12 protein-coding genes are annotated in these 12,719 nt (G+C 41.6%); 8 read left to right on the top strand and 4 right to left on the bottom strand.

Annotated elements, in window-relative coordinates; all coding sequences use genetic code 11:
* Positions 1–12: 12 nt before the first annotated feature.
* On the top strand, positions 13–777 hold the full coding sequence (locus tag ACCB35_RS16385; RefSeq protein ID WP_374054512.1) for a serine hydrolase: 765 nt from the start codon (positions 13–15) through the stop codon (positions 775–777).
* A 176-nt stretch (positions 778–953) separates the two neighbouring features.
* Entirely contained in the window at positions 954–1,679 is a 726-nt protein-coding gene (locus ACCB35_RS16380) for a class I SAM-dependent methyltransferase (RefSeq protein WP_374054511.1), read from the top strand.
* 287 nt (positions 1,680–1,966) lie between these two features.
* On the opposite strand, the gene ACCB35_RS16375 is transcribed toward ACCB35_RS16380, so the two are convergent.
* Together ACCB35_RS16375 and ACCB35_RS16370 are read right to left on the bottom strand one after the other, a co-directional pair.
* Positions 1,967–3,223, bottom strand: a complete 1,257-nt coding sequence (locus ACCB35_RS16375) for an FtsW/RodA/SpoVE family cell cycle protein (protein WP_374054510.1) — start codon at positions 3,221–3,223, stop codon at positions 1,967–1,969.
* Positions 3,214–3,558 carry a PadR family transcriptional regulator gene (locus tag ACCB35_RS16370; RefSeq protein ID WP_374054509.1) on the bottom strand — a complete coding sequence of 115 codons (345 nt, stop codon included), beginning with the start codon at positions 3,556–3,558 and terminating at the stop codon, positions 3,214–3,216. The genes ACCB35_RS16375 and ACCB35_RS16370 overlap by 10 nt, the downstream gene beginning before the upstream one ends.
* A gap of 239 nt (positions 3,559–3,797) precedes the next feature.
* Here ACCB35_RS16370 and ACCB35_RS16365 point away from each other — a divergent pair, with 239 nt between their 5' ends.
* The 6 genes from ACCB35_RS16365 to ACCB35_RS16340 all read left to right on the top strand — a co-directional run bounded on the left by ACCB35_RS16365 (position 3,798) and on the right by ACCB35_RS16340 (position 7,596).
* Positions 3,798–4,136 (top strand): PadR family transcriptional regulator, encoded by a 339-nt coding sequence (locus ACCB35_RS16365; RefSeq protein WP_374054508.1) that lies wholly within the window; start codon positions 3,798–3,800, stop codon positions 4,134–4,136.
* 1 nt (position 4,137) lies between these two features.
* A complete protein-coding gene (locus ACCB35_RS16360) occupies positions 4,138–4,476 on the top strand; it encodes a DUF1048 domain-containing protein (RefSeq protein ID WP_374054507.1) in 339 nt (112 codons plus the stop codon).
* Between the two features lie 410 nt (positions 4,477–4,886).
* Positions 4,887–5,357: an N-acetyltransferase family protein gene (locus ACCB35_RS16355; protein ID WP_374054506.1), complete on the top strand. Its 471-nt coding sequence runs from the start codon at positions 4,887–4,889 to the stop codon at positions 5,355–5,357.
* 198 nt (positions 5,358–5,555) lie between these two features.
* Positions 5,556–6,398 carry an alpha/beta fold hydrolase gene (locus ACCB35_RS16350; RefSeq protein WP_374054505.1) on the top strand — a complete coding sequence of 281 codons (843 nt, stop codon included), beginning with the start codon at positions 5,556–5,558 and terminating at the stop codon, positions 6,396–6,398.
* Between the two features lie 81 nt (positions 6,399–6,479).
* Positions 6,480–7,016 (top strand): AAA family ATPase, encoded by a 537-nt coding sequence (locus tag ACCB35_RS16345; protein ID WP_374054504.1) that lies wholly within the window; start codon positions 6,480–6,482, stop codon positions 7,014–7,016.
* Between the two features lie 55 nt (positions 7,017–7,071).
* The gene (locus ACCB35_RS16340; RefSeq protein WP_374054503.1) at positions 7,072–7,596 is read left to right on the top strand and encodes a DinB family protein; all 525 of its coding nucleotides are present in this window, start codon (positions 7,072–7,074) and stop codon (positions 7,594–7,596) included.
* Between the two features lie 492 nt (positions 7,597–8,088).
* Here ACCB35_RS16340 and mraY read toward each other — a convergent pair whose 3' ends face one another.
* Together mraY and ACCB35_RS16330 are read right to left on the bottom strand one after the other, a co-directional pair.
* On the bottom strand, positions 8,089–9,045 hold the full coding sequence (gene mraY / locus ACCB35_RS16335; RefSeq protein WP_374054502.1) for a phospho-N-acetylmuramoyl-pentapeptide-transferase: 957 nt from the start codon (positions 9,043–9,045) through the stop codon (positions 8,089–8,091).
* 289 nt (positions 9,046–9,334) lie between these two features.
* The gene (locus tag ACCB35_RS16330) at positions 9,335–12,367 is read right to left on the bottom strand and encodes an efflux RND transporter permease subunit (protein ID WP_374054501.1); all 3,033 of its coding nucleotides are present in this window, start codon (positions 12,365–12,367) and stop codon (positions 9,335–9,337) included.
* Positions 12,368–12,719 lie beyond the last annotated feature (352 nt).

Raw genomic sequence — 12,719 nt, 5'->3', positions numbered from 1 at the left:
AGGTGAAGGAAAGTGAGTAAAGTTATAGAAAAACTTAAAGAAATAGATGTTGGAGAGGTAGGGATAACTATATATTCCACTAATGAAAATAAAGAAAATACCTCTCTAAATAGTGAACTTAAAATCCCCCTTGCATCAGCAGCAAAAGTAGCGATAGCATTTTGTGTAGCGAAATGGGTAGAGGATGATTTGGTTAATTGGGATGCCATTGTTGAAGAAGTATCATTTAATCCAGAAGAAGACAGCAAAGAACTTTATCCTCATCTACAAAACAGACAAAGCCTTCCTTTGAGGGAGGCGGTTGAAGTAATGATTGCTTGTCACGATAGCTATATTGCTAGATGTATAGTTGATTTTTGTGGTGGATGGAAAAAGTTAAATAAGTCCATCCAGTCTTATTATCCTACAATAAATGTTACTGAAAACCCAAGGGATCTTGAAAATAAGGCTCAGCTAAACGAAATGCTTGATTTGATGATACGTATCTATCAAGGATACAAAACAAAACCTCTCATATGGACACCAATCATTAACGGATTGGTTAGACAAAACGGTGATATAAACCAAATACCAGCACACCATTTAAACCATATGACAGGTGGACTAGAAAATGTTGTTGTTGATATCGGAATAATTGGTGACTTTAATGAAAACCCTTATATCTTTGCATTAGGGGCAATTCATTTACCTGATAGATTAAACAGTCAGGATGCTGACAGTAAGATTATTCAAGCAATGGAGTTGCTTTATGGTGAATATTTAAACGAAAAAGGTTGAACTTATACTTACCAGAGGTAGATGAAAAGAATATTTGCCAAAGTGTTTGGAGACCGCCATAGTAAGTTTACTTATTTATGAAAGTGGTGCTTTCTTTTTGGTACTTACCCTTTTATCGGAAGCTAGTTTACTAATAATTGATTTTTACTATCAAGGGCATGAAAGAGGGAAATTAAATGAGAAAACCTACGAAAGACATTTATAATAAGTTAGCCGATACATATCAAAACGACGTCGATGAGAAAAGTCCTTATAACGCATATTATGAACGCCCGGCGATGATGACGGCTTTGCCGCCACAATTAAAAGGGAAAAAAGTGCTTGATGCCGGTTGTGCAGCTGGATGGTATTCTTCGCAGTTATTGCTTCAAGGGGCGAAAGTTACGGGTATAGATATCAGCTCCGAAATGGTGAAAGCAGCGAAGCATCGTTTAGGTGAAGAAGCGACATTCCTATGCCATGATCTTCAAGAACCCCTCCCGTTTGAAGATGATTCCTTTGATGTGATTGTAAGCTCACTTACCCTTCATTATCTCAAGGATTGGACTCATCCATTTCAAGAATTCAACCGCATTCTAAAAGCTGGTGGAACCTTTTTATTTTCGGTTCATCACCCATTCATGGACTATACAAGACATAATTGCGAGGATTATTTTCAAACCCAACTCCTCACAGAAACCTGGAACAAACCGAATATTACGATTGACGTAAGCTTTTACAGGAGACCCATGCAAAGGATTATTAATGAAACCACTCAATTCTTCAATCTCGATGAGCTGATTGAACCCCAACCGCAAGAAAAGATGAAAGAAGTGAAAGAAAAGTCTTATCACTATCTCATGACCAGTCCTCACTTTCTTATAGTAAAGGCTTCATCAAAAAAGCTTTTGGAAAATGAGTGATTGGATTGAGTTTCATTTCTTCTGGAGTCAGCTAACATGATAATACAATTGGTCGTGGGAGATAGAGCATCAGCATGACTGGATGGTTTGCCACTTTAGACGGCACGCAAACCGCGCGGGAAAATCTGATGATGATTGCCAAGTTGCGTTGAGTTTATATTGAGGCAAGAGACTAAGTAGAGTAGGGCCGGAATCACTCTACCCAGTCTCTTTTATATAAAATTTGAATCAAAACAGCAAGAACTTGCTGCGACTGCTAAAAGCCCCATTACAATTATTTTCTTCCTTTAGTTGTATGCTAAAGGTTGATCAACGGTTTTACGTCTCCTATAGATGCTTAATATGAACCCTACAGCAATCATTTCAAGCAAAATATGTGAGCCACCAAAACTCATGAATGGCATGGCTACACCAGGCAGAACCGATAACCCCAGGTTTGTAAGGATGCTTAGTATAAACTGAGCTGTGAATGTAGCTGCCAAGCCTATAATAAGCAGTTTACCATACACATGTTTCACGCTTTTAGCCGTACTGGAGATTCTGTAAATGAAGTATCCAATCAACACCAAAGCAATGGTTGCGGCCAACCAGCCAAATGAGTAGATGGTATAAGCAAAGATGAAATCTGTATGGACTTCAGAAATAAAACTAGGAGTGTCATGAGGGGTTTTTCCTATAAAATCTGCGTCTCCTAACTTTAGGTCAGTATAAGGACTTGTCAGCGTATACGTTTGAGCTTGAACGAACAGATGCACGATTGGCCATATGGTAGCTACTGTTGAAAATGTTATAGCTTGTTTGAGAGTGGCTTTCGACACAAGCATGATCACTGTGCAGACAATAATACTAATAAAAGTAGCTGCAAAGGCTCCTGTCGTTGCCAATAAAATGATAGGTATGGAAAGGATGCCTATTCCCAGCCAAGACTTTTGATTCTCTTTCCAATTCCATGAATGAAAGATTCCTGCAAAGGAAATGACCAGAAGAAATGGAGTGATTTCCGTGAAGTTAATACTGGCAACTCCTACATTTAAATATGGCACGCCATCGACTCTGACACCGATTAAAACGGTCACTAAAAGAATGAGGATAGTTCCTACATAAAAGTGATTGGAGTACTTCAGCAATCTTCTGTAATCAAAGGTAAACAGGCTTAGCATGAGCAGAAGGCCGATCAAGTAAAAAACAAGACTTTTATTAAATACATTCATTTCATGAAGCTCTGTAATAGCTGAATGAAATTGTAAATAGTACATGACTAACAACCCAAATAGGGAAGCTGCCAGCACTGGAAGAATGGTTTTAGCATCCATTGGGGCTTTATGTGTCTTGTTTAACTGCTTCCCCAATACTTCTGCATCTCCCATATGGTTCAATGCTTTATCTATAGCCTCTTCTTCAGAGAGACCTCTCTGCATGGCATCCTCTTTAAGTGCATGAAGATGATCGTTTATTTCAAGCTTTATACTAGCATGTACATCCTTATTCCTGATCCGTTTACACAATTTTTCAATATACACTTCGAACTTCTTTTCTACTCCCATATGATTTTCTCTCCATTTAGTACTTCGTCAACTGCATTTTTGAAAACGGACCATTCTTCTTTTTTTTCCTGAATAAATTCTCTTCCGGAGTCATTTAACTTGTAATATTTTCTCTTTCTCTTTCCAGTCCCTTCTCCCCAGTAAGAGACAATCAACCCTTTATCCTCGAGGGTGTGAAGGATAGGGTAGATCGTTCCTTCTTTCAAGCTGAATATCCCGTCAGACTTCAACTCCAATTCTTTAATAATTTCATACCCATACATTGGTTTAGCATGAAGCAAGCTTAAAATAAGAGTAGTGGTACTCCCTTTAAGCAACTCTTTACTTATCTTCATAGACACTCTACCTCCAGATACATAGTAAATCTATGCATAGTTATTATATGTGTATCTTATACTGCATATATAAACCTGTCAATGCTTGTTATGCATTGTATATCGTAAATATTTGTTGACACACCACACTACTTTGTCATACTATATACCAGTAGTAAGTGTTACTGAGTACAGAGTGGAAAATGTCTGTTATGCAGAGTACCGAAATTATAATGAAATACAAATACGGGGGTGAACATTTGGAAAACTTCACAGAAATGCTGAAAGGGGTGCTTGAGGGTTGTGTGCTTGAGATCATCAGCCGTGGTGAAACGTATGGCTATGAAATCACGCAACAGCTGAGAGATCTTGGCTTCACCGATGTGGTCGAAGGTACAGTATATACGATTACCATGCGCCTTGAGAAAAACAATTTGGTGGACATTGAAAAAAAGCGATCTACTGTGGGACCACCTAGAAAATTTTACACACTTAACGCAGCAGGTCGTGAGAAGCTCGACGTTTTCTGGGGGAAATGGGATTTCGTTTCAAGCAAAATGAACGAACTCAAAACGAAAGAAATCAAAAGGAGAGGATAAGATGAAGTTTATTGAAAAAATCACCGGAAGTTTGGCTGACAAGCGGGAATGGAAGGAGATGGAGGCGCGTGCGAAAACACTTCCAGATGAATACCTCCACGCTTACAAAGCGATCCAAAAATATATGTGGACCACTAGTGGTCTCACCGACTGGAAGGACACCAGCCGTATTTTCAATGGCATTCTCGATCTGTTCGAGGATGGTGCAGCGGAAGGCAGGAAAGTGACTGACCTCACGGGTGAGGACGTGGCTGCTTTCTGTGATGAACTGGTGAAGGGCTCGGAAACTTGGAGTGACAAGCATCGCGCTAAGTTGAACGATACGATTGGTCGTGACTAACAATCAAGGCCCAGTGAGTTTTCACCTGTTCTTACGCTGCGCCTGTTTTCTTAACAATTTTCCTGAAGACTTTCAAAAAAAAGGGAATGAAATAGATAATGTCCACTGAATAGCTGGTTACGAATGTGGTATTTACTCTTCACTATTCAGTCATTTTTTTAACACAGTACTAAGTAATACAGAATATCAGTCAGACTTAGTAGGGGAGTATAAGCCATCCAGCGTAGATAAGAGAAAAAAATGATTAATGCAGCGATTTCTTTAAAAGGGATGAAAGTTATATAAAGATAAGGGGCGTTGATCCAAGGAGGATTAACGCTTTTTTTGTTGAAGTTATTAGACTAATGGGCCAGTGTGCTTTAATAAGTCAGTCACTAAAACTCAAACAACAACGATCAGGGGGACATATATTGGATATACATATGAGAGAAGCCACAAAGAATGATTATGATGCGGTTCATCAACTGCAAAGACAGGTTCACGAAATTCATGTAAAGAAAAGACCGGACCATTATAGGATGGCTGATACCACGTTAGACAAAGAGTATTTCAACAATTTGATAGATGGAGAAGACACGAAGGTATTCCTGGTGGAAGAAGACCAACCCATCGCATATACCATCCTTACAATAAAACATACAGCGGAAAGGCCTATCCTCATTCCAAAGAAAGTGGTTTATATGGACGATTTTGGTGTCGATCGTACGTGCAGAGGAAAAGGGCTGGGGAAACGATTCTTTGAAAAAATAGTGGAGTTCGCTAAGAAGATAGAAGCTGACTCATTAGAATTAGGTGTGTGGGAATTTAACGAAGATGCTATAAAATTCTATGAATCAATGAATTTGAAGACGAAAATCAGGCGGATGGAAATAGATTTATAAACTCTCTTTTGATAAAGAGGGCAATAGCCGCAGATCACCTTGATCTGCGGCTATTGCCCTTTACAATTCGTAAGTTAATGAAAGAAATCGAAACTTTCACTCTTTGATTAACGTCTAATAGGTAGTAAGTAAATGTTTTAAAAAAATATCTTTTGTTGTATTCAGTTAACCGACCATGAAAAGAACGGGGGAGACATTATGTGGGTACAGAAACTAATTCAAACAGAACGAGGGGCTTTTGAAGTATTTGAAGCCGGGAGTGGTGAACCATTATGTGTGACTCATCTATATAACGAATTTAACGAGCGTGGCTATAATTTTGCGGACAGGTTTGTGGACGATTTTAAGGTGTACCTTGTAAATCTTAAAGAAACCGGGAATTCCACTGAGGTTAGAAATGAAGATGAGTTAAGTATGAATGAAACATGCAAGGATTTAGAAGCTGTCCGGGTTGCATTGGGGTATGATGATTGGAACTTTGCCGGCCACTCCACTGGAGGGATGTTAGGATTGGTTTATGCTGCACATCATCCTGATTCTTTAAAACGGTTGGTTGTAGGTGGAGCATCAGCTACAAATGAATATGTGGAACATCAGGAGAGTATCTATTGTGACAAGCATCCCGATAACAATAGATTGAAAGAGATCGTTTCCATACTTAAGTCTGAAGAATCAACAAAAGAAGAACGGGTACAAGCAAGCAGGGAATGGACCGAGATGTCCTTGTATGACCCGGCCAGATTCGAGGAGTACTTTTCTAAGCCAAGCAGCGGTAAAGTGGTTCAAAAGCGTTTGGATTATTACTCTTATTCCGAATTGCCAACATATGATATCAGGGAAGACCTTTCAACAATCCAAACCCCGACAATCATTTTTTGTGGAAAGCACGACTCTCAATGCCCATTTATTTATTCTGAAGAAATTTTTGATCTTGTTCCAAATTCATCATTCTATATTTTCGAGGATAGTGACCATTCGCCTCATTTAGAGGAAAAAGAAAAATTCAGCAGTATGGTGAAGGATTTTCATTGTTTGGTTTAAGCGAATCTTTAATGAAAGCACTCTAAAACGGCAACTGCCTTTATTTTTATACAAAAAATTATTTTATATAGGGAGATAAACATGATTATTATGATAAATGGAGCTTTTGGTGCAGGGAAAACCACTATTGCAAATGAGCTTCATAAAGAATTGAAGAATAGTATGATTTATGATCCGGAGGTAGTGGGGTACATGTTACGACATGTGATCCCAGAGAAAGAGAAACGAATGGAAGCAGCAACTGGCGATTTTCAAGATCTGCAGTTATGGAGAGACTTAACTGTAGAGGTGGCCAAGCGCTTAGTAGCAAAATATGGAGTTGACTTGATCGTCCCCATGACGATCAGGAAAATGGACTATTTCAATGCCATTAAGAGTGGATTTGAAGAAATAGATGAAGATACTCACCACTTCTGCCTAACAGCCAGTAAAGAAACAATCCACAAAAGGTTGAAAGAACGCGGTGAAGAAGAAGGGAATTGGTGTTTTCAGCAAACAGATAAATGTTTGAAAGCATTTCAAGAAAATAACTTTGGGGAATACATAGATACTGAACATGTCAGTGTTGGCGAAATTGTAGACAAGATAAAGGAGAAGGTAACCATTCTATCAATTTGATGTGATGGGTATGTTGATGAATGGAAGTGAATGACAGATTAATGGGGGAGAAGCCATGCTGAGGAAACCAGGAACAGAAGAATATCCTGCGTATTATAAGGATTATATCAATAATGTACCAGATGGAGATTTGCTCCAGATTCTAGATGTTCAACTAAAAGAAACTACGAATCTGTTAAAAGATCTAAGTGACGAACAAGCCCGGTTTCGCTATGCTCCGGAAAAGTGGACAATCAAGGAAGTCTTGGGTCACATAACCGATACCGAGCGCATTATGTGCTACCGACTTCTCAGCATTGCCAGAGGGGAACAGGAGATGCTGCCTGGATATAACGATGATGAGTATGTGAGAAGGGGCCGATTTAATCGGTTTTCCTTACAGGAACTATTACACCATCAATCTCTTGTCCGCCAGAATACCATTCTTCTTCTGAGCAGCATGTATGAAGAAGCCTTGCTCCAGCGCGGGAAGGCAAATGGAGGAGAAGTGACGGTCCGTGCTATTGCGTACATTATTGCCGGGCATGAGATTCATCATCGGAGTTTGATTAGGAATCGGTATTTGAATACCGATAAGTAAAGTAGAAAGAGATGGCTTTTTCGAGAAATAAAATTGGTCTTCTATCGTAATCGAGATTGAAATACAGAGGCTGGGACAAAAGTATTTTTAGCCTTAGTCAAACCCGAACAAATCTGCTTCATAGTGGGCAGATTTGTTTTTATATCATTTGATTTTAGCTGTTTCTAGCGGTTGATTGGAGTGCAAGACGAAGACTCCTGCGGGAAAAGTAGCTTATGTGAGACTTGTCTAGCTATAGGGCTTAGAGGCAAATGTCATAAGTCTGATCGTCCATGAAGGCAAAGAACGCCTTCAAGGCCGCTCCGCCTTATGCCAACCGCCTCTGAGCGAAGCCCTTCCGCTTTTCTACCCGCAGGCTTGCCGAGGAGGCTCACGGGCTACCCGCGGAAAGCGTAGTCTTGCACGGAAATCATTAGCGGTATTAAGAACCTAAACTTCTATTATTCGGTTTATTTATATGGTGGTTTTTTAGATTTGTCTGAGCCTCTTCAATTATGGATAAAGAATAAACTTCCAATAAGCAAAACAGATAAACGTACAAATCCACGAAACAAACCCAAAAGCGGTAACAATAGTCGTTTCACCCCACCCATATTTTAAGCCATAGTGATAATGAATAGGAGTCATCCTGAAGATTCGCTTACCTGTCGATTTAAATGAAGCCACTTGTAATATGACTGAAAGCTGTTCTGCGAAATAGATAAAGAACAACACTGGAATGAGGATCTCCACTTTCTCAATAATGGCCAGGAAGGAAAGGGATCCCCCAATCGCCAATGATCCTGTATCCCCCATAAAAGCTTTGGCTGGAAAGATATTATAGATAAGAAAGCCGAGTAAGCAGCCAATCATGATTAAACAAAAAAGCTGGACCTCACTACTGTCTGAAATCATAAAAAAGAAAAAATATGTAGGGATCGCCACCACTCCTAAGAGTCCGTCCAACCCGTCTGTAAAATTGATCGCATTGGCAGAACCTACCACAAACAAGGTGATCACAATGAAATATACCGAAGCTGGAAGATTGATGGAGAGATTTTGATAAACACCAATCGTAGTATCAATTCCGAGTTCATTCATTACGTAAAAAAGCAAAGCACCTGTAAATAGGAATTGGAAAATAAGCTTGGTTCTACTCGATACGCCTCCAGGATCCTGGCGTGACGCTTTCCAAAAATCATCCAAAAAGCCGATGAAGCTGAATAGAATGTAGGTGGTGGCCAGGAAGTACATCAGTGGGGTAGGTGAGAAAACCAAGGCTACAATAATACCGATAAAGAGAATGATTCCAAACATTAACGGCGTCCCTTTTTTTATTTGATGGTTGGATGGAAGTTCTTTTCTTATCGGTTGAAGGAGCTTTAGTTTTCTTAAGAGTGCAATGAATAATGGGGATAAAGCCGAGACTAATACAAAAGCGATGACTGCTGGTATGAGTTGATCTACCACTTCTTATCTTCTCCTCTTCTATTAACTATCTATAGATAAGTTCTATGAAGAGGGTGGATATCCTTTAATCTATTTGATGTTAATTGAGATTACGTTAATATGAGTGTGTTTTCTGATTCCAAGCGGATATTCAGCAGCTGAAAGAATACCAAAGATTCGATTTGTACCTGATACAAACATACAGGAACAAAGGTGAGATTATTTACCCCAACGAAACAAAAAGGTGCCTATCCAACACAGGATAAGCACCTTCTTAATTATCATGATCAGAACTGACATTCTTATGTCGTTACTGAGCTACTTTCTCATCACTTGCCAATTGCTGAGCCCGTTGACGCTTCGATTTCTTGAAGTACAGCAATTCGTAGAACACAGGGACTACGACTAGCGTCAGCACGGTGGCACCGGCAAGACCACCGATGACGACGACAGCAAGGGATTTCGATACAAGACTTCCATCTTCCGTATGACCGAAAAGAAGGGGAAGCATGGCACATATGGTGGCAATCGCGGTCATGACGACAGGACGAAGGCGCGTGCCACAGGCTTCCAGGATGGCGTCACGAATGATCATCGTTTCTTCATTCTGCTTGACACGGTCGATCAAGACGATTGCGTTGGTGACAACGATACCGATCAGCATCAATGCTCCGATGAGAGCCGTTGCGTCTGCAGGGACACGTGCAATGAGCAGCCCGAGGACGGCACCGATTGAAGCGAGAGGCAGCGTAATCAAAATGGCCAGTGGTGCTTTCAACGTCTTAAAGGTCAGGACCATGATCAGATAGACGATCAGGATAGAAGCAAGCATGGTCATTCCAAGGTCCTTGAAGTCGTCGGACTGCTGGGCAGCGGCGCCGCCGGTATCCAGGGATACGCCTTTTGGAAGCTCGATATCCTTGATTTCAGTATCGAGATTTTTCGAAATGACCGAAAGCTCTTCAGGCTCTACTTCTGCCGTGATCCGAACATATAATTCTCCATCTTTGTGAAGGATGGTACTTGGTTTCTCTTCTTCGGTGATGGTAGCCACTTCAGTAAGTGGCTGGATGCCCGAGCTTGTGGCGATCGTCAAGTCATTTAGATCTGACTTCGAATCAGGTTTGACTCCGGCGTCCAGAAAGACTGGTGTCGTTACTTCATCCAGGTTGATTGCCCCGATCGGCTGCGGATTCAGTAATGAGCGGATTTGCATGGCCGTTTGCTGGGCATTCGCTTTCTCCGTGTCGACCTTCACCGTGAAGACGGGTGACGTTTTCTCCTGATTGCTTGAAACTTTCTTCACTCCATCAACATTCTCGATCTTATCCATTATTGTTTTGGAAGTGGCCAGAAGTTCGTTGGTGTCATTTCCAACGACGTCATAGGTAATGCTGGAATTGGATGACCCTCCAAAGATGGATGATGGTGACGCAGTGATGGTCACGTTGTTTTCATCTTTTTTCGTTTCATTTACCTTTTCGATGAAGGATTCAGCATCGGCATCTTCCTTCATGATCACGGTATAGGAAACGGTGTCGGGATCACTCACGGCTCCGTATTGAGCGTTTTCTTCACTTGATCCGTACTGGGTAATTAAATAATCGTACCCTTCAAACTCCGATAATTTGTTTTCGAAATCTGCGCTCCGCTGCTTTATGGTGTCTTGCGGCGTATCACTCGGGAATTCCATCGTGACAGCTACAAAAGAGGCATCATTGGCACTTGTCGCTGCTTTCGGCAGAGTGATATAAAGGGCAATCGATCCCCCGAATACAAGAATGGCCAATAGAATCGGAACGACTTTATGATTGAGTGACCATCGCAACACATTTACGTAGCGTTGCGGCGTGTGATGAGTCGGCAGGATAGTATTTTTCAACATGCCACGGCTTAAGAGTGGCACGACCGTCACGGCTACAAGAAGAGAAGCGAGCAAGGAATATGTAACCGTCAGTCCAAAAGGAAGCAGGAACGCCTTTAACGATCCATTGACGAGTCCCATCGGCAAGAATACAGCCACAGTGATAAGAGTCGAAGACGTGATGGCACGGGAAACCTCCAAGGTGGCTTGTATAACAGTCTGTTTCGAAAGCTTCTCATTTTGGCTGCGCCGGAAGATATTCTCGACGACGACGATGCTGTCATCGACCAGTCGTCCGACCGCTACCGCCACCCCTCCGAGCGTAAGGATGTTCAATGTGACTCCGGATAACCAGAGAAGGAAAAGCGTGATACAGAGAGATAATGGAATGGAAACGGCGGTAATCAGTGTCGGCTTGACCTTTCTTAAAAACAGAAGGATGACGAGCGTTGCGAACAATGCACCCAGGGCTACTTCTCGAACCATCGTGTTCACCGAGTTTTTCACCATATCACCCGTGGTGAATAACGCCTTCGCTTCTACACCGTCATAATCCGTATTGATTTTATCGACCGTGTCCTTCACTTCTTCCCCGGCCGTAACGGCACTCGCATCGCTTTCCTTGAACAGGACGATTGCCAGGGCTTCTTTCCCATTTACCCGTGTGATGGTATTTTCAGCTTTCACCGTCTCGACGGTTGCGATGTCTTTCAGTTTGACGACAGGAGCATTCGGGACTTGTAGCGGTACGGTCAAGTTCTTCAAAGCGTCCACGGAAGTCAAATTGTCCGTGACATTAATGGTACTCTTTTGTCCATCAATCGTGGTGCTTCCGGCAGAAGCAGAGACATTTTGACCTTGCAGCACTCCCATCACCGCGTTGACCGGGATCTGTAATGTCTTCAGCTTGTCATGGTCCAGGTTGATCTGGACCCGGGCGTTGTTTTCCCCGACGACACTTACCTGGGACAGGCCTGATCGATTCTCAAACAGCGGTTTGAATTCATCGTTGACGAGGTCAAGGTTCTTTTTCGTCAGTCCGTCATCAAATGTCACCGACACTTGACCGATTGGGATCATCGACGTATTCAGCTGAGAGACTTGAGGTTCTCCGACTCCTTCGGGAAGCCGGATTCCGTTGATGGCATCCTCGACTTTATTCTTGGATTCCTTCATGTCGGTTTTGGAATCAAAGTTGATGGTCACCTGGGAATATCCCTCACCGGTCGTGGATAGGATCGATGTTTTTCCTGAAATGGATGCGACCGCCTGTTCCACGGGCTCTGTGATGTTCGTTGTCATGGAGCCTGCGTCATACCCCTGTCCCAAGGTGACGACTGTGACTTGTGGATTATCCGCTTCAGGCAAGAACTCCATAGGCAGACGGAAATAACTAATGATGCCGATAAGCAAAGTGATGATGATAAAAAGACCCATGGCCGCTTTATTGCGAAAACCCCAGTTTATTAAAGCTTGCATGTGTTTCCCCCCTAATACTGAATTGGATGAGTTTTCCTTTCTTTTTAAAGATACTTGATTACGGACTGCATCACAGCCTCCTCCAGGCTAATTTTCAACTAGGTCTTGAGGCGTAGTTCATCTTTCTTTCCTAACTGTTGGCCACAAAATTCATTTTACTGTGGAGCAGGGCCAGGTATTCTTAAAAACTTGTAAAATTTATTTAAGATTCCCCACTGAACTACTTCCCTAGTGTGAAAATATTTCTGTTACAATATAGTATTATAGTATGAATGGTAAGAAGTGGAAATATAGAATTGGTGATTTTTTTAATAAATAAAAAAGAAGACGAAAGCATTTAATTATATGAGCC

This window comes from Rossellomorea sp. FM04394, assembly GCF_041889765.1.
In the GTDB taxonomy this organism is placed as follows: Bacteria; Bacillota; Bacilli; order Bacillales; family Bacillaceae_B; genus Rossellomorea; species Rossellomorea aquimaris_B.
This window is presented reverse-complemented; position numbering and strand designations above follow the sequence as displayed.

Bases quoted from the DNA above. Each gene is read 5' to 3' on its own strand.
- ACCB35_RS16380 (WP_374054511.1), top strand. From the start codon at position 954: ATGAGAAAACCTACGAAAGACATTTATAATAAGTTAGCCGATACATAT.
- ACCB35_RS16375 (WP_374054510.1), bottom strand. From the start codon at position 3,223: ATGGGAGTAGAAAAGAAGTTCGAAGTGTATATTGAAAAATTGTGTAAA.
- ACCB35_RS16370 (WP_374054509.1), bottom strand. From the start codon at position 3,558: ATGAAGATAAGTAAAGAGTTGCTTAAAGGGAGTACCACTACTCTTATT.
- ACCB35_RS16360 (WP_374054507.1), top strand. From the start codon at position 4,138: ATGAAGTTTATTGAAAAAATCACCGGAAGTTTGGCTGACAAGCGGGAA.
- ACCB35_RS16350 (WP_374054505.1), top strand. From the start codon at position 5,556: ATGTGGGTACAGAAACTAATTCAAACAGAACGAGGGGCTTTTGAAGTA.
- ACCB35_RS16345 (WP_374054504.1), top strand. From the start codon at position 6,480: ATGATTATTATGATAAATGGAGCTTTTGGTGCAGGGAAAACCACTATT.
- ACCB35_RS16340 (WP_374054503.1), top strand. From the start codon at position 7,072: ATGCTGAGGAAACCAGGAACAGAAGAATATCCTGCGTATTATAAGGAT.
- ACCB35_RS16330 (WP_374054501.1), bottom strand. From the start codon at position 12,367: ATGCAAGCTTTAATAAACTGGGGTTTTCGCAATAAAGCGGCCATGGGT.